Annotated in this window: 20 protein-coding genes and 1 tRNA gene; 5 read left to right on the top strand and 16 right to left on the bottom strand. The window is 49.3% G+C overall.

From position 1 onward, the window contains the following. Positions 1 to 41: 41 nt before the first annotated feature. Positions 42 to 974: a 50S ribosomal protein L3 N(5)-glutamine methyltransferase gene (gene prmB / locus SK53_RS00990; protein WP_045331045.1), complete on the bottom strand. Its 933-nt coding sequence runs from the start codon at positions 972 to 974 to the stop codon at positions 42 to 44. A gap of 145 nt (positions 975 to 1,119) precedes the next feature. Between prmB and smrB the strand changes: the two genes are divergently transcribed. After that, positions 1,120 to 1,671 carry an endonuclease SmrB gene (gene smrB / locus SK53_RS00985; protein WP_022651546.1) on the top strand — a complete coding sequence of 184 codons (552 nt, stop codon included), beginning with the start codon at positions 1,120 to 1,122 and terminating at the stop codon, positions 1,669 to 1,671. Between the two features lie 46 nt (positions 1,672 to 1,717). On the opposite strand, the gene sixA is transcribed toward smrB, so the two are convergent. The 4 genes from sixA to SK53_RS00965 all read right to left on the bottom strand — a co-directional run bounded on the left by sixA (position 1,718) and on the right by SK53_RS00965 (position 6,383). Further along, positions 1,718 to 2,203, bottom strand: coding sequence for a phosphohistidine phosphatase SixA (gene sixA, locus SK53_RS00980; RefSeq protein ID WP_003861375.1), 486 nt, complete (start codon positions 2,201 to 2,203; stop codon positions 1,718 to 1,720). A gap of 209 nt (positions 2,204 to 2,412) precedes the next feature. Then, positions 2,413 to 4,560 (bottom strand): fatty acid oxidation complex subunit alpha FadJ, encoded by a 2,148-nt coding sequence (gene fadJ, locus SK53_RS00975; protein WP_048208291.1) that lies wholly within the window; start codon positions 4,558 to 4,560, stop codon positions 2,413 to 2,415. After that, complete coding sequence (fadI, locus tag SK53_RS00970; RefSeq protein WP_032609764.1) at positions 4,560 to 5,870, bottom strand: acetyl-CoA C-acyltransferase FadI; 1,311 nt, start codon at positions 5,868 to 5,870, stop codon at positions 4,560 to 4,562. The genes fadJ and fadI overlap by 1 nt, the downstream gene beginning before the upstream one ends. Before the next feature lie 228 nt (positions 5,871 to 6,098). Next, complete coding sequence (locus SK53_RS00965; RefSeq protein WP_003861368.1) at positions 6,099 to 6,383, bottom strand: YfcZ/YiiS family protein; 285 nt, start codon at positions 6,381 to 6,383, stop codon at positions 6,099 to 6,101. Positions 6,384 to 6,755: 372 nt separating this feature from the next. On the opposite strand from SK53_RS00965, the gene fadL reads away from it, so the two are divergent. After that, positions 6,756 to 8,039, top strand: a complete 1,284-nt coding sequence (gene fadL, locus SK53_RS00960; RefSeq protein WP_003861367.1) for a long-chain fatty acid transporter FadL — start codon at positions 6,756 to 6,758, stop codon at positions 8,037 to 8,039. Positions 8,040 to 8,083: 44 nt separating this feature from the next. On the opposite strand, the gene mlaA is transcribed toward fadL, so the two are convergent. After that, the gene (mlaA, locus tag SK53_RS00955; protein WP_003861365.1) at positions 8,084 to 8,836 is read right to left on the bottom strand and encodes a phospholipid-binding lipoprotein MlaA; all 753 of its coding nucleotides are present in this window, start codon (positions 8,834 to 8,836) and stop codon (positions 8,084 to 8,086) included. A 314-nt stretch (positions 8,837 to 9,150) separates the two neighbouring features. Here mlaA and SK53_RS00950 point away from each other — a divergent pair, with 314 nt between their 5' ends. From SK53_RS00950 to SK53_RS00940, 3 genes are all read left to right on the top strand, one after another. Then, positions 9,151 to 10,080, top strand: coding sequence for a formate/nitrite transporter family protein (locus SK53_RS00950; protein WP_048208289.1), 930 nt, complete (start codon positions 9,151 to 9,153; stop codon positions 10,078 to 10,080). 75 nt (positions 10,081 to 10,155) lie between these two features. Then, positions 10,156 to 10,230 (top strand) — tRNA-Arg (locus SK53_RS00945). Between the two features lie 160 nt (positions 10,231 to 10,390). Next, entirely contained in the window at positions 10,391 to 11,557 is a 1,167-nt protein-coding gene (locus SK53_RS00940; RefSeq protein WP_048209370.1) for a tyrosine-type recombinase/integrase, read from the top strand. Positions 11,558 to 11,559: 2 nt separating this feature from the next. Here SK53_RS00940 and SK53_RS23275 read toward each other — a convergent pair whose 3' ends face one another. The 10 genes from SK53_RS23275 to SK53_RS22375 all read right to left on the bottom strand — a co-directional run bounded on the left by SK53_RS23275 (position 11,560) and on the right by SK53_RS22375 (position 21,181). Further along, positions 11,560 to 12,600, bottom strand: a complete 1,041-nt coding sequence (locus SK53_RS23275) for a retron Ec48 family effector membrane protein (RefSeq protein ID WP_053070158.1) — start codon at positions 12,598 to 12,600, stop codon at positions 11,560 to 11,562. Then, the gene (locus tag SK53_RS00930) at positions 12,600 to 13,784 is read right to left on the bottom strand and encodes a reverse transcriptase family protein (protein WP_023330997.1); all 1,185 of its coding nucleotides are present in this window, start codon (positions 13,782 to 13,784) and stop codon (positions 12,600 to 12,602) included. The genes SK53_RS23275 and SK53_RS00930 overlap by 1 nt, the downstream gene beginning before the upstream one ends. Before the next feature lie 723 nt (positions 13,785 to 14,507). Next, positions 14,508 to 14,780, bottom strand: a complete 273-nt coding sequence (locus tag SK53_RS00925) for an Ogr/Delta-like zinc finger protein (RefSeq protein ID WP_044158864.1) — start codon at positions 14,778 to 14,780, stop codon at positions 14,508 to 14,510. A gap of 277 nt (positions 14,781 to 15,057) precedes the next feature. Next, positions 15,058 to 17,745, bottom strand: coding sequence for a DUF927 domain-containing protein (locus SK53_RS00920; RefSeq protein WP_047721610.1), 2,688 nt, complete (start codon positions 17,743 to 17,745; stop codon positions 15,058 to 15,060). Beyond that, complete coding sequence (locus SK53_RS00915) at positions 17,742 to 18,152, bottom strand: hypothetical protein (RefSeq protein ID WP_042713599.1); 411 nt, start codon at positions 18,150 to 18,152, stop codon at positions 17,742 to 17,744. Before SK53_RS00915 ends, SK53_RS00920 begins: the two co-directional genes overlap by 4 nt. Continuing rightward, complete coding sequence (locus tag SK53_RS00910) at positions 18,142 to 18,381, bottom strand: hypothetical protein (RefSeq protein WP_048208288.1); 240 nt, start codon at positions 18,379 to 18,381, stop codon at positions 18,142 to 18,144. The genes SK53_RS00915 and SK53_RS00910 overlap by 11 nt, the downstream gene beginning before the upstream one ends. Further along, positions 18,378 to 18,950, bottom strand: coding sequence for a host cell division inhibitor Icd-like protein (locus SK53_RS00905; protein WP_074184667.1), 573 nt, complete (start codon positions 18,948 to 18,950; stop codon positions 18,378 to 18,380). Before SK53_RS00905 ends, SK53_RS00910 begins: the two co-directional genes overlap by 4 nt. A 107-nt stretch (positions 18,951 to 19,057) precedes the next feature. Next, positions 19,058 to 20,062 carry a P2 family phage major capsid protein gene (locus SK53_RS00900; RefSeq protein WP_048208287.1) on the bottom strand — a complete coding sequence of 335 codons (1,005 nt, stop codon included), beginning with the start codon at positions 20,060 to 20,062 and terminating at the stop codon, positions 19,058 to 19,060. Positions 20,063 to 20,073: 11 nt separating this feature from the next. Further along, positions 20,074 to 20,940 carry a hypothetical protein gene (locus SK53_RS00895; protein WP_048208286.1) on the bottom strand — a complete coding sequence of 289 codons (867 nt, stop codon included), beginning with the start codon at positions 20,938 to 20,940 and terminating at the stop codon, positions 20,074 to 20,076. A 10-nt stretch (positions 20,941 to 20,950) separates the two neighbouring features. After that, complete coding sequence (locus tag SK53_RS22375; protein ID WP_042713604.1) at positions 20,951 to 21,181, bottom strand: helix-turn-helix transcriptional regulator; 231 nt, start codon at positions 21,179 to 21,181, stop codon at positions 20,951 to 20,953. Positions 21,182 to 21,522 lie beyond the last annotated feature (341 nt).

The raw sequence follows: 21,522 nt of genomic DNA, 5'->3' as shown, positions 1-21,522 counted from the left end.
TTTGTGTTTGAGCGTTGTGAAACGGGCCGAAGCCCGCTGGATTAATCTTTGTAAATGCTGAAGTATTCGCGTGCATCAAGCAGCTGCGCCTTGGTCAGCATGAAGACGCCGTCACCGCCGTTGTCGAACTCAAGCCAGGTGAACGGCACATCCGGGTACTGCTCTATCAGATGTACCATGCTGTTGCCCACTTCACAAATCAGAATGCCGTCGTCGGTCAGATAATCCGGCGCGCACGCCAGGATGCGGCGGGTCAGCTTCAGCCCGTCAGAGCCGGACGCCAGACCCAGCTCCGGCTCGTGACGGTACTCGTTCGGCAGGTCGGACATGTCTTCTGCATCCACGTACGGCGGATTAGTGACGATCAGGTCGTATTGCAGCGTCGGCAGGTCGCGGAACAGGTCAGAGCGGATAGGCGTGACGTGATGAATCAGCCCGTGCTCTTCAATGTTGTGTTCGGTGACGGCCAGCGCGTCGGTGGAGATATCGACGGCGTCCACTTCCGCTTCCGGGAAGGCGTACGCGCAGGCAATGGCGATGCAGCCGCTGCCGGTGCACATATCAAGAATGTGCTGCGGCTGATGGTTAATCAGGCCGTCAAAGTGGTTGTTGATCAGCTCGCCAATCGGCGAGCGCGGCACCAGCACGCGTTCATCAACATAGAACTCATGGCCGCAGAACCAGGCTTTGTTGGTCAGGTAAGCCACCGGAATGCGCTCGTTCACGCGACGGATCACGCGCTCAACGATGCGGTGTTTTTCGCTGGAGGTCAGGCGCGCGGTGCGCATGTCTTCCGGAATATCCAGCGGCAGATAGAGAGACGGCAGCACCAGCTGAACGGCCTCATCCCACGGGTTATCCGTACCGTGGCCGTACCAGATATTGGCGGCGCTGAAGCGGCTAACCGACCAGCGCAACATGTCCTGTATGGTATGCAGCTCGTTTACTGCTTCATCGACAAAAATTTTATCCACTCTTTCCTCCAGGGCATGCTCGCATAATTTTCGGCGGCTAGTTTGCCATGAAGACGGCGATAAATCAGCAATGACGCGTGTCGCTTGAGGTTAAAAAATGCGTTTAGTCGGGTACACTATCGGAAATACGAGATGAGAATGACGAATGAAAAAGAAAACATCGCTCAGCGAGGAGGATCAGGCTCTCTTCCGCCAGCTGATGACCGGGACGCGTCAAATCACGCACGACACCATTGTCCATCGCCCGCAGCGTAAAAAAGTCAGCGAGGTTCCGGTCAAACGTCTGCTCCAGGAGCAGGCCGATAACAGCCACTATTTTTCAGATGAGTTTCAGCCGCTGCTCAATACTCAGGGTGCGGTGAAATACGTGCGCGAAGACGTCAGCCATTTTGAACTGAAAAAATTACGCCGGGGAGATTACTCGCCGGAGCTGTTCCTCGATCTGCATGGGTTGACCCAGATGCAGGCGAAACAGGAGCTGGGGGCGTTGATCGCGGCATGTCGTCGCGAGCATGTTTTTTGCACCTGCGTAATGCACGGCCACGGCAAACATATTCTTAAGCAACAGACACCGCTGTGGCTGGCTCAGCACCCGCACGTGATGGCGTTTCATCAGGCACCCAAAGAGTACGGCGGAGATGCCGCATTGCTGGTATTGATTGAAGTGGAGGAGTGGCAGCCGCCAGAGTTGCCCTGACAGGATGGCGGGAGGCACGCTGCACCCCGCCATATCGCACGTCACGTCAGATGGCTTTTGCCATCTTCAGGTTGCACGGACTCATTTGCCAGTTAAAGACCCCTTTGCCGGTTTCGTCGAGGGTGACGTTGGCAATGGCGGACGTAGTGAACATCGGTGGCGTTTCGCCCGGGCACAGCTCAGATACCAGATAGCCGACCAGCGGCAGGTGGGAAATGACCAGTGCGGAAGCGACACCTTCATTGCACAGCGCCTGAAGATAAGCACTGACAAGGCCAACATCGCCACACGGCGTAAGTTCAGGGAGCACATCCACACTGGATGGCAGGTTCATACACTCCCCTACCACATCCAGCGTCTGTTCTGCCCGCAGGAACGGACTCACCAGAACGCGTTCAATGTCCACTTTTTGACCTTTAAGCCATGTCGCCATCTGACGGGATTCGTCGCAGCCACAGACGGTTAAAGGACGTACTGAGTCACTAGCGGCATCGAGTGCCGCGTCGCCGTGACGCATGATAAAAACTTGCATATTGCACCGCTTTTGTTAACCAGAATCACCGGCGTTAACTACCCGCGATTAATGCTCTGAGGTAGAAAACCCGATGGCCGGGCATTGTGCCTGATCCATTCGGTGAATGAAACGCTGTTTTTTACCTCAATGGCGTAAGTATAGTCAATCTCTGTTTACAATTTCGCCAGAACAGGTTCCATCACCTCAGGATTTACCCTTCTTTGACTTCAGTTTACGCAATCAGTTTCCCTTACGGGCCAGAATGTCTGACCCCGTTCCGCCATCTGCAATAATTCGTCACAAGGTGTAAACCGTGGACCATATTGCGAGGCCAGACGTTGCAGAATCGCAACCACTTCACCCGCCCCGAGGGTATCCATATACCGGAACGGACCGCCAAGGAATGGCGGAAAACCGATACCAAACACGGCGCCGATGTCGCCGTCGCGTGCGCTCTTGATCACCTGCTCACCAAAGCAGCGCGCCGCTTCATTGAGCATCATCATTACGCAGCGCTCAGCACACTGAACCGCCGACAATTTTGCCTGACCCGTGACAGGAATAAGCGCATAAACCGAAGGGTCGACCTGTTTCTTGCTTTTACGCCCTTTCGCGGCGTAAAGATAGAAACCGCGTTCATTTTTTCTGCCTTTGCGATCGTCCTTCAAAATTGCAGAAACAAAGTTTGCAGGCGGCGCAAAACGATCGCCATAAGCCGCTTCCAGCACAGGGATAATTTTAGTCCCCGTATCAATTCCTACCTCATCCAAAAGTTGGATTGGGCCGACGGGGAAACCAAACTTCACCAGAGCGTCATCGACGTGCTCAATTTTCTCCCCTTCCGTCAGCAACCGCATCGCTTCGTTAATGTACGGCGCCAGAATGCGGTTGACGTAGAAGCCGGCTTTGTCCGCGACCACAATCGGGGTTTTGCCCTGTTTTTTCGCCAGCTTCACCACGGTGGCAATAGTTTGCGGGCTGGTTGTGGCATGTGGGATAACCTCCACCAGCGGCATTTTTTCGACAGGGCTGAAATAGTGCAGCCCTATCACCTGCTCCGGGCGCACGGCTTTCGCCGCGATGTCGCCGATCGGCAAAGACGAGGTATTTGACGCGAAAATGGTGTGCGGCGCGCAGTGCTGTTCAACGTCCGCCACCATCTGCTGCTTAAGGGCCAGATCTTCGAACACGGCTTCAATCACCAGATCGCGGTGTGCAAACCCACTGTAGTCGGTGGCGCCAGTGATCATCGCGAGGGTTTTATCGCGCTCACTGGCCTTGATATGGCGGCGTTTCACTTTGCGATCAAGGTTCTGCCAGCTGTACTGCAACGCGTGGTTGATACCCTTAGGGTTGATATCTTTGATACGTACGGGCAATTTGCCTTTGCTGGCGGTGACAAATGCGATGCCGCCGCCCATCAGCCCACCACCCAGAACGCCAATGGCGCGCAGCGGAGCCGGTTCAGCTTCACTGCCCGGATCTTTTTTAACCTCCGTGCTGGCAAAGAAAATGCCGCGCAGCGCCTGCGACTGCGGCGTCATCGCCAGCTCGCCAAAGGCTTTCGCTTCCGCAGCATAACCGCTGCTGCTGCCCTGCGATAAACCGGTTTCAATCACCTTCAGAATGCGCGTCGCTGCCGGATAGTTCCCTTTGGTTTTTTGCTCGGTTTTTTTACCCACCATATTGAACAGCAGCGTGCGCCCCAGCGGCCCGGCGAGGATACGCTCGCGCACCGGCAGAGGGCGTTTCGCCTGACGACCTTTCAGCGCCCGCTCAACGGCGGCCTCAAGCAAGATGGCGTGCGGAACGACCTCATCAACCAGACCCGCCTTTAACGCCTGACGGGCGCGCAGCTGTTTACCGGTTAAAATCATCTCCAGCGCCGTACTGACGCCCACCAGACGCGGCAGGCGCTGCGTGCCACCTGAACCGGGCAGCAATCCAAGCTGTACCTCCGGCAGTCCGAGTACCGTTTTCGCATCGTCGGTACAAATGCGGCTGTGACAGGCCAGCGCCAGCTCAAGCCCACCGCCCAGGCAGGCCCCGTGGATCGCAGCGACAACGGGTATCGACAGCGCATGGATCTCCGCCATTACCTGCTGCCCCTGACGCGCCAGGTCTTCTGCTTCCTGAGCGCTTTTCGCCCGGGCAATCATGTTGATATCGGCCCCGGCAATAAAGTTATCCGGCTTTGCCGAGATAAATACCAGGCCACGTATCGCTTTGTTTTCGCGGATCTGTCTGAGCATCGCACGCACCTGAACGCCGAACTCGGCCTTCAGGGTGTTCATCTTTTCGTCGGGTACATCAATGGTGATAACAGCCACGTTATCAAGGCGAACAGCCAGGTTAAATGCAGATGTCGTTTCCATTATTCAGCCTCCAGAACCATTGCTGCACCCAGGCCGCCCGCCGCACAGGCGGTAACGAGACCAAAACCGCCGCCGCGGCGACGCAGCTCGTGCAAAGTCTGGGTTATCATTCTCGCGCCGGTCGCCGCAAATGGATGGCCGTAGGCGATGGATCCGCCAAGCACGTTAAACTTACTCTGATCCACTTCGCCGGTCGCGTGGGCGCGGCCCAGTACATCGCGCGCGAAGCGCTCGCTTGCCAGCAGCTGAATGTTTGCCAGGGTTTGTGCGGCAAAGGCTTCGTGCATATCGATCAGGGTTAAGTCAGCCAGCGTCAACCCCGCACGCTCCAGCGCCAGGGGCGTGGACCAGGCCGGACCGAGCAGCATGTCCTGCCAGACATCAATGGCGGTAAAGGCGTAGCTACGCAAATAGCCCAGCGGTGTGATGCCAAGCTCTTTCGCCCGGGATTCCGTCATCAGGATCACGGCGGCGGCACCGTCCGTCAGTGGCGTACTGTTGGCCGCCGTAACGGTGCCATGTTTACGATCAAACGCCGGGCGCAGTTTTGCGTAATCCTCCAGCGTCGAGGTGCCACGGATATTGTTATCTTCCACCAGCGGTTCGCGGAAAGGCGGGATATAAGCCGTCATAACCTCGTCGGCAAGTTTGCCTTCCGACCAGGCCTTCGCAGCGAGCTGATGCGAGCGATGCGCCAGTGCATCCTGCTGTTCGCGGGTAATACCGTAGGTTTTTGCCATCTGCTCGGCAGTGTCGCCCATACGCAGGCCGGTGGAGTATTCAGCAACGGCAGGTGGCACGGGCATGAGGTCACGCAGGCGTAAACGCGAGAAGAGTTTAAGCTTTGCACCGGTAGTGCGAGCTTTGTTGGCATCCACGAGGATGCGGGCCAGCTGTTTGCTGACGCCGATGGGCAGCACGGAGGAGGAATCCGCGCCGCCGGCGATCCCCGCGCGAATGGTCCCCGCCATCAGGCTTTCCGCCACGTTCGCCACCGCCTGGAAACTGGTGGCGCAGGCGCGGCTGACGCTGTAGGCGTCGGTATGAACATTCATGCCGGTGCCCAGCACGATTTCACGCGCGATATTGGGCGCTTCCGGCATCTGCACCACCTGGCCGAAAACCAGTTGCTCAATAACCTCTGGCGGGATCTCGCTGCGAGCCAGCATCTCCCCCACTACCATTTTTCCCAGATCGACTGCCGGTATACCGTGAAACGCGGTTGCCTGACGCGCAAACGGCGTACGTAACCCGCTGATAATGGCAATGCGGTCACCGTGTCGGGTGATAAGCGGTAATGCCTGACTCATAACACTCCCCTGTAAAAAAATTTTGCGCGCACATTAAGTGGTCTGACCTGATAACAGTCTTAACTATTTTTTTACATTGAGCCAATCGGGGAAGCGAAAAATTGCGAGCTAAGGCACAGAGAAGAAAAAGAAAATGCCCCTGCATGGCAGAGGCATTTGTGAGATTTGTTGCCGGGTTGCGGCGTTGCCTTACCCGGCCTACACGATCATAGGCCCGTGCAAAAAGTATTAACGCAGGCCTAACTGGAAGATCAGCGTTTCTGCTTCGCAGGCGAACACAAAGTCGATATCCAGCTGCACGCCGCCTTCCACTTCCGTGAAGGTGGATTTGATTTCACACGGATCGGATTCGACTTCACGCGCGCGCTGGCTCAGCGCGGCCAGCGTCTCTTCCGCTTCAGCACGGTTAGGGAATACGCGGCTGTAAGAGGCGGTGCAATCGGTGTTGTCCATAATGGTGCCAACATCCATACAGCAGCAAACCGGGGTTTCATCAGCACTGCATTTACTCATAGCTCAATTTCCTCTGTATTCGCGCAGGGCGCGAGATAAACACGATGCGTCTATTTTACGCCCCCGGACGAGCCCCCTCCAGCCGTTAATGGCGCAAAATCGGATAAGTGAGCAATATCACACTAAAAAATGATCTAAAACAAAATTCCCCTTTTCAGAGGAATCGCACTGGTCACAATTTTGCCAACCAGATCTCGTTTCAAGAAACATATCTGAAAATATTAATAAACAAACTTGCAACATCCCAGCTGGTCAGACCTATACTCTCGCCACTGGTCTGATTTGTAAGTCATACCTCAGACCCTACACTTCGCGCTCCTGTTACGGTATGTAACAATTATTGAATAAAAATAACTCAATGAGGTTATGGTCATGAGCCAGAAAACCCTGTTCAAACAAACTGCTTTAGCAGTTGCAGTGGCAATCGTCTCAACGTCCGCCTGGTCAGCGGGCTTCCAGTTAAACGAATTTTCTTCCTCTGGCCTTGGCCGTGCGTATTCCGGGGAAGGTGCGATTGCCGATGACGCAGGCAACGCGAGCCGTAACCCGGCGCTGATCATGATGTTTGATCGCCCTACCTTCTCTGCCGGTGCGGTTTACATCGATCCTGATGTCAATATTTCTGGCAAATCTCAGTTCACCGGCGCAGATCTGAAGGCGGATAACATTGCGCCGACCGCGTGGGTGCCTAACCTGCACTTTGTTGCGCCAATCAATGAACAGTTTGGTTGGGGTGCCTCTGTCACCTCTAACTATGGCCTGGCAACGGAGTTCAATAACAACTATCCGGCCGGGGAATACGGCGGTAAAACCGACCTGACGACCCTGAACCTCAACCTGAGCGGCGCATATCGTCTGAACGATAACTGGAGCTTTGGTCTGGGCTTTGATGCTGTCTACGCCGATGCAAAAATCGAGCGTTACTCCGGGGAGCAAACTGCTGCGCTGCCGAAAAACAGCAATAAAATTGCCAGCCTGAAAGGCGATGAATGGGGCTACGGCTGGAACGCCGGTATCCTGTATGAACTGGATAAAAACAACCGCTGGGGTCTGACCTACCGCTCAGAAGTGAAGATTGACTTCGATGGCGATTACAAAAGCGGCATCCTGAGCCCAGTCAACGGTATGGTACCGGGCGCAGGCACCACCATTCCATGGGGTACCTCGAATCAAACCGTACCGGGTTCACTGTCACTGCATCTGCCAGAAATGTGGGAAGTGTCAGGTTATAACCGCGTTGCGCCGCAGTGGGCTATTCACTATAGCCTCGCGTATACCAGCTGGAGCCAGTTCCAGGAGCTGAAAGCCACCGGCAGCAACGGCCAGACGCTGTTCTATAAAGACGAAAGCTTCCACGATGCTTACCGTATCGCACTTGGTACGACCTATTATATGGATGACAACTGGACGTTCCGTACTGGCGTGGCATTTGATGACAGCCCGGTACCGGCAGATAAGCGTTCTATCTCCATTCCGGATCAGGACCGTTTCTGGGTGAGTGCGGGGGCAACCTACGCGTTCAACGAGAATGCCTCTATCGACGCGGGCGTGTCGTACATGCATGGACAGAAAGTGACCTTCCAGGAAGGCCCTTACGAGTTTACCTCTGAAGGTAAAGCCTGGCTGTTTGGTACCAACTTCAACTACGCGTTCTAATTCCAACACGATTAAAAAAGGTGAGCATCGCTCACCTTTTTTATTTATTCCGAATCGATATCTTTTAATTCGTTCTCGATGGCTTTCGCGTTCGGATTATCTTCCGGCTTCAGCTTACCGCCGTTGGCTATAAAGTCATGGTTCTGGAAGTAGGCCTCGCGGACCATGATGTACGGATCGGAAGACTGACGCAGCAGACCGTCAGAGTCCAGCAGTTGCGCACGTGTTTCAATTCCTTCCACGGTCCATTTACCAATCGACAGCGGCCAGGTGAGCCATGACAGCACCGGATACAACGTATCCACCATGTCGCCGCCATCATCACGCACGGTAAAGCTGCCGTAGAATGGCAGGTGCACATACGGCCCATAACCTACGCCATAATGCCCCAGCGTGCTGCCGAAACGGTGCGGCTGTTCACGCTGTAATTTCGGGTTCGCCATGCCCGCGACATCAATTAAGCCGCCCATACCCAGCAGGGAGTTCAGGAAGAAGCGGGTGAAATGCACCATCCCCTGATACGGGTCGCCCTGGAGGAAGTAGTTGACCATAACCGCTGGCTCTTCCAGGTTACTGGTAAAGTTGCTCAGCCCGTTACGCGCCGGCTGCGGAACGTAGTCACGCCATGCCACGGCAACCGGACGAACCAGATACGGATCCAGCACATTATAGTTAAAGCTGTACATTGAACGGTTAAATCCTTCGAGAGGATCGGAGCGTCCCGTTTGCTCGCCAGAGCTGGCGCAGCCCACAAGCATTGTTACGCCCAGCGCAAGCGCCGACAGCCGAAGCTTCATAAATTTCTCCCTGTTCAATATGGCTATCGTTGAATGCCATCTGTGACGGAGCCGGTGATGCTCCGCCTGAAACGTGCAAGTGATTGTAACAGCACGCTTACCGATGTCTACGAGGACAATGACGACCCGCTCGCGTCATCACGCTAATTTCAGCATAGCCTGTCTTTCAGAATTCGTTTCGCTGGCAATTTTATATTGGCTTTGAAAGAGATGTCTCACCTTTATTGCCATTTACAGCAATTTAAGAGCATCCCCACGGGCAAGGCGCTAAAAGCCGCTACGCTTAAATGAGCAATTACCCCGAAGGAGCTGTTATGAAAGACATTAACGAAGAAAAAATTGGCGAGAACAATGAAGAACTTGAGATTGAAAGTGAGGAGAAAGACCGGGGAGAAGAGATAGAAGTCGATGAAGATCGCCTGCCGTCACGCGCCATGGCTATTCATGAGCATATTCGCCAGGACGGGGAAAAAGAGATGGAGCGCGACGCGATGGCCCTGCTGTGGTCAGCCATTGCAGCCGGTCTGTCAATGGGCGCCTCTTTGCTCGCCAAAGGGATATTTCACGTTCAGCTGGAAGGCGTACCGGGCGGGTTTTTGCTGGAAAATTTAGGCTACACGTTCGGCTTTATTATCGTCATTATGGCGAGACAGCAGCTTTTTACGGAGAATACCGTCACTGCCGTACTGCCCGTCATGCAAAATCCGACCCTCGGTAATTTCGGTTTACTGATGCGCCTGTGGAGCGTCGTGCTGCTGGGGAACCTCATCGGTACGGGTATAGCCGCCTGGGCGTTCGAGTATATGCCAATATTTGATGAACCGACCCGCGACGCATTTGTGAAAATTGGCATGGATGTGATGAAAAACACGCCGGTTGAAATGTTCTCTAATGCTATAATTTCCGGCTGGATCATCGCCACTATGGTGTGGATGTTCCCCTCAGCGGGCAGCGCGAAAATCGTGGTGATTATCCTGATGACCTGGCTTATCGCACTCGCCGATACCACGCACATTGTTGTCGGAACCGTTGAAATCCTTTATCTGGTATTTAACGGCACACTCCACTGGAGCGACTTTTTCTGGCCGTTCGCCCTGCCAACCCTCGCAGGCAACATTTGTGGCGGGACCTTTATCTTTGCGCTGTTGAGCCATGCGCAAATCCGTAACGACATGTCCAACAAGCGTAAGGCCGAGTTTAAGGCTCAGGAAAAAAAGGATAAAACTGCCGAAAAATCGGCGTGAACGGTGACTCTTTGACCAGTCAGGCGGCAATGCGCTTAACGAAAAGTGTAAATAACGCTATACTCTTGCCGCTTCGTCCCCTTAGTTAAATGGATATAACGAGCCCCTCCTAAGGGCTAGTTGCAGGTTCGATTCCTGCAGGGGACACCATTTCCAACTCTCAGTAAGTCTAAGAAACTCCATAACTCACTGATTTAAAACCCCATAGCTAATATCACTCGTCCAATAAGGTGCCATTATCTCTAATGGAATCTATACATTTTTGCGTATAAGATTGTGTATAACTGAGTTCGATCTTTTTTCTATACACATGCAGCTATCTGACATCCAAATAAAACGCGCAAAACCAAAGGATAAGCCCTACACATTGAACGATGGTATGGGTTTATCACTACTTATTGACACCACTGGCAGTAAAGGTTGGCGCTATCGTTACCGCTTTGCAGGAAAGCCCAAGATGATTTCCTTCGGCGTATACGGCGATGTATCGCTTGCACAAGCGCGTGCTAAACGTGATGAAGCTCGTTCGATGTTGGCCAAAGGGATCAACCCTAGCGAGGCCAGAAAGGCTGAAAAAATTGCGTTGCAGTTTGCACATGAGAACAGCTTTGAATCTGTAGCAAGGGAATGGCATGGTTCAAAAAAAGCCACGTGGTCAGAAGGGTACGCAAAAGAAGTTCTCAATTGCATGGAAAAGGACATTTTCCCTTTTATCGGCCAACGTCCAATCGAACAGCTTGAACCGCTGGAGCTGCTTACCGTTCTGCAAAAGATTCAGAAAAGGGGTGCTTTGGAGCAAACCAGTAAGATCCGCCGCCGTTGTGGTGAGGTTTTACGTTATGCCGTCGCCACTGGCCGGGCCAAATATAACTTTGCACCTGATTTAGCCATTGCGCTCAACAAGCCCCAAAAGCAACATTTCCCGTTCCTGACAGAAAGTGAATTGCCTGCTTTTGTTAGCGATCTGGAGAACTATCAAGGCAGTTTAGTAACCAAGTACGCTACACAGCTGCTGATGCTAACAGGTGTACGTACAATCGAACTGCGTGCAGCAGAATGGGCTGAATTTGATTTAGAAAATGCCTTATGGGAAATCCCCAAAGAGCGCATGAAGAAACGCCGTCCTCATCTGGTTCCATTATCTACTCAGGCACTGGGTATTCTGAAGCAGTTGCAAGCCATTACTGGGAATTACAGCCTCGTTTTTCCTGGCCGCAATGATGCCAGGAAACCAATAAGTGAAGCGAGCATCAACAAAGTGATAAAGTTACTCGGCTATCATGGCCGCTTAACGGGCCACGGTTTTAGACATACTATGAGCACTATTTTGCATGAGCATGGTTTTGAAAGCGCCTGGATAGAAATGCAGCTTGCGCATGTTGATAAAAACTCTATACGTGGGACCTATAATCATGCGCAATATTTAGTAGCAAGACGAAGGATGCTCCAATCTTATGCTGATTCTATTTATAAATAGCTTCAAACATATGCTCTTTTTACACTGGATAATTCAATATTTATATCTGTGAATGTTAAATTTATACAATCTATTAACTCAAACACCTGTTCTTCTATTAAAACAAACTCATTCTTTGGACCTGTACTAATCTTCACCCCAAGCAATCCAATAGCATCCAACATACTGACTTGATGATGAGTATAGACATATTTTCCAGATGGATCTGTTATCTTATTATTTGCATCAGTAATGACCTCAATTATTTTCTCAATCTTATTTTTATACTGGAGCGATATAGAGACATCGCCTTTTTTTGAATAAGGAAAAATCAGACTGTACCACTTATATATATTTACTTTGTCTGGTGATATAAATTTCCTTTTCGATATTTCAGCATTTACGTAATCCCTGAACATATTCAAATGTGAAATATGATTAGTCAAGTTACTGTTTTTCACACCAGTTTTATAAGTCATTAATGCAATACCAATACCGCCAATAGTACTAATTAATGTAATTAACCATGCAGCAGACTGAAGAATAATAGACACACTATTAAAATGCGTCAAAAAAGTTGTTACACACTTATCAGTAAAACAAATGTCTTTCTGATAGAGTTTTTCACTATAAATAGTGAGAACAGAAACAACTGCACTACAAAAAACAACTATAACAAATACAGAGATAATAGTTAAAATCAATCCTCTTATCTCTTTATCCCGGCCAAAGTCACCCAATGGTATACGATCAAGTAGTTTGCCGAGCCATACTAATGGTAACTTAATCAAAAACAAAGGTGTACTAACTATAAAAATAACCAAAGTGATAAAGAGCGCTATGACGCGTTTAAATACACATTTAAATCTTTTAATGACTCTAATCCAACTTCTTTCAAGACTTATCAAAGAACCTTGGTTTGTACCTCTTTTGAAGATTAAAGTGACAAATCCCCAAATGCTGCTAAGTAATTGTGATATTACGCTAGAAATGTCTCTATAAAGAAAATAGAACGACATATTCATAGCTTTAAAGTCATCCCTGAGCTTATTAAAGCCAATCATTAATACTTAACCTTTTCAAGTCGTTTTTTAAAACCATCTGCGATTGAAACGAACCCCGCAGTTCTTCTTAGAATGATTAAATTAAAAAATGCCAGGTCATACTTCTTTTTATAATAGTCTTTCTGAGAATTCCCACCTTTATAAGAATTTTCTAAGAATTGTACAGCCCTTTCAATTTTATCAATATCCCTTTTTGCTGCCTTGGGCTGTATCAATTTTAACTTCGCGGAAAGTATTTTATACTTCCCATGCTTGACTCGCCCTAACTTATTTACCCTACCCACACACCTATTGTATTCAAGTCGATATGCTATGCTTGTAATGGAGTTATTTTTTTTCGCTAACTGCTCTAAATTATGGACAGAAGCTCTAATTCGCCCTACCTCATCAGAAGGTAAACGAGGTTCATTAAAAGAAATACGCAACCCATGAACTTTCAAAGACTCAGTAGAAATGTTATGAACCTGAGTTTTATCCTCATTTAAAGGCAAATCTTTTTCGTCCAACATGGATTTGATATGTTCCAATATCTGATTCATATTGTAACCAACTAACTTTGAAGAAACAGTAATATCATCAACCAACCGAGTGTAAACTAATTGTTTTCTTCTGGCCCGATTTACAACATTATGCTCAAGATCAAAAAGACACAATGAAGCAATATAACTTGAGGTTAACGCTCCTTGAACGATTTTATGATCATAGCAACAGATATCCGTCAAATAGTTAAGAACTTCGCCTTTAAATTTGAAAACACGCTGAAATATGGAATAAACAATATCTCTATGTATGTTATCAAAAAAATTCTTAATATCTACTTTAAGTATGGTCTTAGCATTGCAATGTTGTTTTGCGCATGCAATATAATGCCGTTCAATGCCTGCTTTTTTCTCTTCTTTGTTGGTTGGGACTGAGCCATATATAAAGCCAGGCCAAATGATCAGTTCTTTAAATATTCTATTGTTAATTCTTTTTTGTATACGTCTAATTAAAGGATGAGGGTCATAAACGTCTCGAGAATCTCCATTTATTTTTTTTACTTGTTTCTTTTTATATCTCAAATGTGAAGGCATCTCACGAGCTTCATTTAAATCTGAAAGAGAAATATTCAAGCAAGAACTTAAAGAGTGCAAAGATCGCAAAGAATTTGTGTTTGGTTTTTTTATCGGAATATCAGTAATCATGATAACTTTCCATGCTCAGAAATCAAAATTACATCCGGCCTCCCTCATGCTCAAGAGGGCAAAAGAATAGGGATGCTTTCGTCAAAAGCCCTTAGCAACTGCCCCTATTCTTTGACCGGACGCAATTGAGGACGGCTACAGCCCCATCGTTGCCGGCCAGGCTTTGTGGGGGTTCCGTTCCAGCCTGTACGTTTGCACAGGCGCTCTCACATGTACACTGCGAGAGCGGAAGCTAAGAAACTATAAACTTTGACTGCCGCAGGCAAACGGTACGTTTGCGCTGATAAGATATTATCATTGACGTTATGAGTTTCAAGGGTTTGCAGTTATTTTTCTCAGTACCTACCAAAATTGTGATCGGATCACCAAAATCGCACTACACCGCACCCGCCTGCGGTTTTCAGATCGCAAAAATTTTTCAGTTGGGATTTTTTACAAATGATAGCACCAGACCGCGCCACAACTGGGGATTTACAGCGAGCAGTGAACTGAAAAGAGTGAAAAGAATTTCAGCTTTTTTCAGTTTAGCTTTACTCAAACATCGTAACCACTTGAATTAAGCTAATGATAGTAAAGAGATTTAAAATTTTAGGTGAGATTTTTCATGGGAACTGACGGCACACTTAAAATTTAACAAACTGATTCTTATAGACATTTTTTCTTAAGCAACTGAAATTTAATGAACCGAAGCCGGGAAAATTTTAGTTACTCCCGGCGAACCGTTCAGTGGCTCTCTTTGGCTGCCAACAGAAGTTCTAATGCTTTTTGTCGCTCGTCCGGTGGCAGGGCATCCATTAGCTCTTTAATCCGTCCCTGGCCGCTCAAAGCGCTGGGACTAATCGTGTGTGAGAAGGAAACGTTCATCACAAACGTATGCCCACATTCCACATTTGAGCAATAACAGTACACATCTGATAATTTAGGGTGCTTTCGGTTTGTTTTCCTCACCGTTGCCGCAGACATACACTCCGGGCAGTAAATTTTCATCACTCGCATAGCTAAACCTCTGTTGCCTCCCAGAAGAAGGGATTTTGGTTCCCTCCCTCTTGTTCTGAACGTGTAACACTGGTAACACGCGTAACATCGTTGATTTAATTGAAATTAATCTGTTACCAGTGAGCCAAATCAAGAGGTAACGCGTGGTAACACACTGATTTTTGTTACCACTGTTACCAGTGGATATTTCTGACTGGTAACAGTGGCAAGCCTCGTCATTACTGCCTGTTACCTCTGTTACCAGTGTTACCTCATAAAAATAAGACTCACGCGATAACTATTCGGGATCGGCGCTACCCAGTACTTGCGTATTGAACTGGTACACGCGCTTAAGCCCTATTTCTGGCAGGCGAACGCTGTTTTGCGTTCTTCCGTCTTCCCCGGCTTTCAGCCAGCCCGCCTCGACACATAATCTGGCTACCTTTCGCGAATCGAACCCTTTACAAATTTCTTTCCAGCCAGATGGCAATACGTAGAAGGTCACAGTGGATTCTGTCACGTTGTCGCCCTTGTCCACTTTCCTGAACCCCATCATCGACAGTGGACGGTTCTTGTCGTCGTGCCAGTCAGCAAAGCGGCTGAACTGGTTACGGGTCATATAATCCCGAACCTGCTCCAGCGCGGTTTTATCCTCCTGGTTCGCAGTATGCCCACGGTCAGCCATCCATGAAGCCAGACAGCATTCAGCAGCCCTGAACGCCTCACCTTCAGGCCATCCGGTTATCCCGGCTTGTGTGGCCAGTTCTCCGGCCATTGCAACCAGCGCAAAACGGGTAACGGCACGCCCAACCTGATTTCCTGCATCTGCTGGCGTCAGCCTGCGGGTGTAGTCTTTCAGCAGCGCTTTCGCCTGGCTGGTCAGTTCCGGGAGATCGGCTGTCAGACAATGCAGCCAGTCCCGGAAGGGTGATCCATGATGATGAATAACGGCGTGTTCCAGATGCTCCGCCAGTGCTTTACCACCGCTGAAGCCGTGCAGTTCTTCAAATACACCATGTTTACCTGAATCACTCGGGATCTGGATCATGCGCACTTCAACCCCAGCATAGGTTCTCTCCCCGGCATTGGCGGCGTGCTCTACCAGTGAGAGCTCTCCTGTGGAGAGAAACAGCAAATTCCAGCGGTTTGTTTCACGTACCGATCCATCTGTTCGGGCGCGGGCTTTACCCTGGCCGTTCGCCAGCATGTAAGCTATATTTCCCGCCTCTCTGCCGTCCACTTCGCGGATTTCATCAAGCATCAGCGTGGCATCATTGCGGCGGCTGGCCGTTCCTTCCAGCGCGTTCCCGGTAGCGCGCCATGTGTGCCAGAAATCCGTGCCGCCACACACCGAAGCGGCAACTTTCATGGTCGTGGTTTTACCGTCTGTAGATTCACCTTTCAGGTGATAACCGCCGCCACTGATACCAACCAGCTTCAGAAGCGGCGCGGCGAATGCCAGGCTTACAGCAAACGCCAGTCGGGCATTATTGACGCAATAGCGGCCTATATTTTCCCGCCATTCTTCCGTAGTGCCCATAACACGAAAATCACGCCCCTGAACGCTGGAAGTCTGAAGAATGACAGACTGTGACTCTCTGCCGATCACTTCATCCTGAAGAACATAAACGCCGCCATGCCAGCCTGTTTTATTCACGCAGGTCACTTTTCTGTCGGGCTTGCACAGGGAGATGTATTCCATCAGGTGCGCTCTGGCCATCCCGTTAATATTGATATAAGAAAGCCCATTGACCAGCAGTACGCGCCGCAGTTCCTCTCCGCTACCACCCAGCATTTCCATCGGCATTGCCCATTTTCGGCTAATGCCGTTGGTGTCCTCCCATTCCAGCAGTCGGCCATAGTTGCTGCCGTCAGCATCGCTGGTGATAGCAGTCACACGCAGCGGACTGCAAATCTTGATATTACGGATCTCAGTATCACCATCTGATTTGTTCACCAGCTTGTCGTACCACAAATATTCTTTCGTGAGCCTGAACCCCTGCGGCAATCTGGTTTGCCCTTTTCCGTGCAACGTCATTTCCTCCCTGAAGGCTTCACGCGCCCTTTCCTTCCCGGTTTCCTGACGATAATCATCCCAGTCGGCTTTATGACGTACCGGAGGAAGCGTTACCCAACCATCTACGGCTTTCGCGGCTTTTTCAGCCCATACCCGGCCAGTGTTCTCTTTCCCGTCAACAAGATCGTTATCTCCAGCCAGGATAATCCGGGTGTCAGGCCATCGAATGCGGATTTGCTCCGCAACCTTCACCAAATTTGTGGCCGCAATGGCAGCAACGATCCAACCGTCAGCCAGGAGGCTGACCGTCAACGCAGTGGCATATCCTTCAGTGATAATGACCTGTTCTGGAGCATCAGACGGAACATCAGCCACGGCAATAAAAGCACCTGACAGCTGACTGCCGGGTAAAAGACTTTTATCACCATCAGAGTTAATAAGCTGACCGCCTGTAACATTCCCGGTGATGTCAGTTAAAGGCAGCAGCAGCGACCCGGCTGGAAAAGTCATCCCCGCCAGATTGATGGCAGCAGTAAGAAGCGGTAAAGAGTACCCCTGCAATCCCTTTCCGGTCAGATAGGCTGATTCACCGTTTTGAGACAACTTTTTAAGTTTCTGATAGCGGTCTGCTCCGGTCTCTTTTCCCGCCACCTTTTTCCTGGCTGGCATAGCGGGTTTATCCTGTACTTCAGGCAAGGCCAGAACCTCAGAGACCATTCCCGCGACCTCCTTCACTGAGCGCCCAGTCACCAGACGGACTAAATCAAGGCCATCGCCATTGCCGCACTGATTACAGAACCATGTTCCGCGCCCCTCTTTGTCATCAAGACGAAAGCGATCTTTTCCGCCGCAGGCCGGACAGGCACCGTGGCGTCGGGCGGAAGGAACATTAATCCCTAACGCGGAAAGGATGTGTGGCCAGCGCCCGTTTGCTGCCCCCGAAACCGCAGATACAGACTGAACTTTCATAGCAGTACCTCCCCGACTCCCGCAGTGGTAATGCTGAAACCCGGAGGTACTTCTCCATCTGGCGCACCGAAAACGATGTCCCGGTACACTTCACGTAGCTCAGAGACACCAAATGCGGAAAGGCGAATATTTTCAGCCATGTAACCAGGTGACAGCATTCGCTCCAGAACGTCACACGCCAGACGATGCCCCTCTTCCTGGCCGAATTCGTTAATCCATGGCGCTTCAATGTGATAAAGAATATTCATGGCCACGCGATCAGGTGTAAGCTCGATACGCTCGCCATCCTCGATATACACAGCCTCCCCATTAATTCGCACCATCAGGGAAATATAGGCATCAGCAATGCAGGAACGCAGAAATGCCGCCCGAAACTCAGGTGAATGGACTACGAGATTAGCGTTCATGCTTTTCTCCTTTAATGGTACTAGTTTCTCTCACCACACCCTCCAGCTGTTCTGCAATACAGGCCATGATTGCTGCGACTCCCTCAGCAGAAACTGTTCTCTGCCCACTCATCGCAGGAAATGACAGAACTTCGGCCAGGAACTCGCTCGCCAGCGCAGCCCGTAAAAGACGGTTCTCGCCTGCTTCAGTCAAGGTGCAACCGTGGTTAGGGATGGGTAAATGACTCATGCGCTCACCTCCCCGAGTTTGTTCATCGGAATACGTGCGGCGAAGCTCAGTACAAAATCGGCAACGAGTTTCATGCGGGCAGCACGCTCGCAGGTTGCAACAGTACGCACAGCGAATGGACGCGCGGCATAATCAGTACGGCGAACAGCGAGAAATACAAAGGTATATTGGGGGTGAGACAAAGCAGGGATCGTAGCCATGGCGGCAATCTCCGTTAGATAGCGGGTAACGCTACCACCGGAGTTCCTACGCTCATGGGTGGTAGCCCAGACGGGGGTAGGAATACCGGCTCTAACGGATACCGGCCAGCCCGAAAGCTGCCCCGCCTGGACTACCATAATTTGGATGATGTGGCGTAAATAACGAATAGATACGGTTAACCACCACACCATAAAATAAGGGTGAGTCAAAGCTACGACACAAAAAAACACGCCTGGCGCGTGTGGTGTCGCCGTTAGATTACTCGGGTTCCTACGCCCGGTTGCCGATTTTGCGACAACGCTGCAAATATAGCCCGAGCAATTAGCATGGCGCAAGAATTTTATAACCGAATTTTGTTTGTTGAACATAAAGATAAACCCAGGCATTCTTGAACCTCAGACCGAAGTTACGGTTTTTCATTATCCTGTTGCTGTGCATAAGACCCGCTTTTTGCGGGTCTTTTTGTTTTTCAGTCTCAGTCAGAAAAAGTCACTGCACTCTCATCAACAGCCGCATAAAGCTCTGGTTCACCCAGCGCATATCCTTCATTCCGCAGATAAGAATTAACGTATTCACTTTTCTCATCATCAAACTCAGCGCGAAATGATCGTGTTCGGGACTGGGTATAAATGTGCAGATTATCCAGCGTAGTGACCGCAAGACGTTTTCCCGGCATGAACGGCGGGATAAAAGCAAACCGTCCGGCAACCGAACTGACTGCCATTTGCGCAGCTTCCACATCAGCCGGGCGATCAGCCGCGTTGAAGAGCTTAAGACGCTGTTTAGCAGCAAGCTCGGCACCCACGAGAACCACCAGACGCGGATCTTCCCGATAGGGCTCTGCAATCAACTCAGTAATGAGGTGATTAGCAAGCAGATCGAGGTTTTTCCATTCCCCGGTATCTCCAAGAGTTAGAGGGGTGCTTAAAACCTGCTGACCATCTCGATAATCTTTTGCCAGAGCATGCCAACCGATATTTACGTCCTCACCTTTTTTATTGATCTCAGGATCAGTCGTATCGGCAATAGACTCTCCATTAAAACCAACCCGCAACATATCAAGTGCATAAGCCTGACTAAAAAACGCACTGACCGATTTATCAAATTCGCCCTGAGCGCCTGTATGAAAAATATGTGACATATCTAAATAGCTGATTCGTGCACACGTGTCAGTTTCGGACAGAAAAAATTCAGTGCCATTTATCGCTAACATCTTACTGAATCTGCCACCATGAACTCGTCCTGTATGTAACTCGCTGGCTCCAATATTAATGGCATTACCTGAAACAGCATTAACGTCACGCAAAGTGATATTATTGATTAACCAACCAGACTCAAGAATTGAGCTTCGCAAAATATTTTCCGTTGGTTTACTTAATGCAAATCTTCTGTTTGAAGATTCCTGGTAATTTGTACCAGATACGAATTTACTGTGATAACGGCGTGCAGCGTCCGGCCTTTCGGCTTTGAATGCGTACATGATTTATCCTTTTATTGTTTACGAAATATTTTTTTCTTATGTTCAGAGAGCTGATTAAATTTCACAGCATGCTCTGCATACTCTCGATCGCTTACTACGGAGCGAAGAATGGCATTTTCAGCGCGGTAGTACTCCCGATAGGCCATAGTTCGACATATCCCACCTCTTTCCAGTTCGTAACGGTCATTTGGGTATGCGCAACATTTAAGAATGTGCTCAACAGCATTATCCAGTGCGCATAGAGCATCCAAGATAAATCTCACATCCCGAACTAAAGTCGCATCGTTTAAAACGTTAATAAACTCATCGGGAGAAGTTAACGGTCTGGAAAACGAGTTAAGATATTTTTTACTAACGTTCTTCCCGATATGTTCAGCCTCTTCAAGTAACAAACTTCCGAATCCTCTGAAGAGACTTACTCGCGTTTGCTGCTCTTTCTGCCGTAAAAATGCAGAATGGTACTGTCGTTCATAAGCATCACGCGCCCCTTTAACGGCATTTTTGTTTTTTACTTCAGAAACTGTTCTGGAGTTAACATTCAACCCTGCATTTTTTAATGCGTACTCGGCAGTTTTAACCTCTCTTTGTCGGAAGGATAACTCTTCTTCTTCACGGTGACAGAGCACCTCAAATCGGCTCAGTAAGAGATTAGTTTCTTCGGCAGTCGCCTCTGTATCTGGGATCATTAGACCAGTTAAAGAACATAGTTTCTGTCCTTTACTGCGAAGTTTATTCAAAAAATAAATCTCAATCATTCTTGCGATACATGCAGCATCACTATATCCATCTTTGAATATACTTACCTGATATGCTTCTAATAGTGATGTGCTTTCATTCTTGATTGAGAGTATTTTATTAGCATTCCTTGGGTTAATCATTTCATACCTCTTATGAGCAATTATCTTTCCTGTTCTGAATATTCTTCTCTATCCAGTCATTAATCTCGGCTTCGACCCATGCTACAGATCGAGCACCGATAGACACCTGTCTAGGAAACTCTTTGCTTTTCATTTTTAAATAAATAGTTGACTTTGGAAGACCCGTTAAATCAATTACATCTGACATCCGTAAAAGTCTTAATTTTTTATAGGATGGTTCACTGTTAAGCATAAAACTCATAACTCCCCCACTTATTAATTACTATTTCTTCTTTATTGGTCTCGATTGGATATTTATATACTTACACAGATGAATTTATTCGTAAAGTTAGCCCCATGATGATTGATTCAAATTTATTGAATAAGAATAAGTGGTGAATAATATTGAGGAGTACTGAATGTTAACGAGCGAAAACCATTGAAAACGGTTGTTAACTACTGATAATCATCAAATTTGACGAATGCATTTGTAACATTTTGTAAAATAGAGGCTGGAGGCTGGAGGCTGGAGGCTGGAGGCTGGAGGCTGGAGGCTGGAGGCTGGAGGCTGGAGGCTGGAGGCTGGAGGCTGGAGGCTGGAGG

It is taken from the genome of Enterobacter sp. MGH119 (genome assembly GCF_001037675.1).
GTDB lineage: Bacteria > Pseudomonadota > Gammaproteobacteria > Enterobacterales > Enterobacteriaceae > Enterobacter > Enterobacter hormaechei_C.
The sequence above is the reverse complement of the archived record's forward strand: the minus strand, read 5'-3'. Positions and strand labels throughout refer to the sequence as shown.

Excerpts from the sequence above, each read along its gene's own strand:
- smrB (WP_022651546.1), top strand. The coding sequence starts at position 1,120 with ATGAAAAAGAAAACATCGCTCAGCGAGGAGGATCAGGCTCTCTTCCGC.
- sixA (WP_003861375.1), bottom strand. The coding sequence starts at position 2,203 with ATGCAAGTTTTTATCATGCGTCACGGCGACGCGGCACTCGATGCCGCT.
- fadJ (WP_048208291.1), bottom strand. The coding sequence starts at position 4,560 with ATGGAAACGACATCTGCATTTAACCTGGCTGTTCGCCTTGATAACGTG.
- fadI (WP_032609764.1), bottom strand. The coding sequence starts at position 5,870 with ATGAGTCAGGCATTACCGCTTATCACCCGACACGGTGACCGCATTGCC.
- SK53_RS00965 (WP_003861368.1), bottom strand. The coding sequence starts at position 6,383 with ATGAGTAAATGCAGTGCTGATGAAACCCCGGTTTGCTGCTGTATGGAT.
- fadL (WP_003861367.1), top strand. The coding sequence starts at position 6,756 with ATGAGCCAGAAAACCCTGTTCAAACAAACTGCTTTAGCAGTTGCAGTG.
- mlaA (WP_003861365.1), bottom strand. The coding sequence starts at position 8,836 with ATGAAGCTTCGGCTGTCGGCGCTTGCGCTGGGCGTAACAATGCTTGTG.
- SK53_RS00950 (WP_048208289.1), top strand. The coding sequence starts at position 9,151 with ATGAAAGACATTAACGAAGAAAAAATTGGCGAGAACAATGAAGAACTT.
- SK53_RS00940 (WP_048209370.1), top strand. The coding sequence starts at position 10,391 with ATGCAGCTATCTGACATCCAAATAAAACGCGCAAAACCAAAGGATAAG.
- SK53_RS23275 (WP_053070158.1), bottom strand. The coding sequence starts at position 12,600 with ATGATTGGCTTTAATAAGCTCAGGGATGACTTTAAAGCTATGAATATG.
- SK53_RS00930 (WP_023330997.1), bottom strand. The coding sequence starts at position 13,784 with ATGATTACTGATATTCCGATAAAAAAACCAAACACAAATTCTTTGCGA.
- SK53_RS00925 (WP_044158864.1), bottom strand. The coding sequence starts at position 14,780 with ATGCGAGTGATGAAAATTTACTGCCCGGAGTGTATGTCTGCGGCAACG.
- SK53_RS00920 (WP_047721610.1), bottom strand. The coding sequence starts at position 17,745 with ATGAAAGTTCAGTCTGTATCTGCGGTTTCGGGGGCAGCAAACGGGCGC.
- SK53_RS00915 (WP_042713599.1), bottom strand. The coding sequence starts at position 18,152 with ATGAACGCTAATCTCGTAGTCCATTCACCTGAGTTTCGGGCGGCATTT.
- SK53_RS00910 (WP_048208288.1), bottom strand. The coding sequence starts at position 18,381 with ATGAGTCATTTACCCATCCCTAACCACGGTTGCACCTTGACTGAAGCA.
- SK53_RS00905 (WP_074184667.1), bottom strand. The coding sequence starts at position 18,950 with ATGTTCAACAAACAAAATTCGGTTATAAAATTCTTGCGCCATGCTAAT.
- SK53_RS00900 (WP_048208287.1), bottom strand. The coding sequence starts at position 20,062 with ATGTACGCATTCAAAGCCGAAAGGCCGGACGCTGCACGCCGTTATCAC.
- SK53_RS00895 (WP_048208286.1), bottom strand. The coding sequence starts at position 20,940 with ATGATTAACCCAAGGAATGCTAATAAAATACTCTCAATCAAGAATGAA.
- SK53_RS22375 (WP_042713604.1), bottom strand. The coding sequence starts at position 21,181 with ATGAGTTTTATGCTTAACAGTGAACCATCCTATAAAAAATTAAGACTT.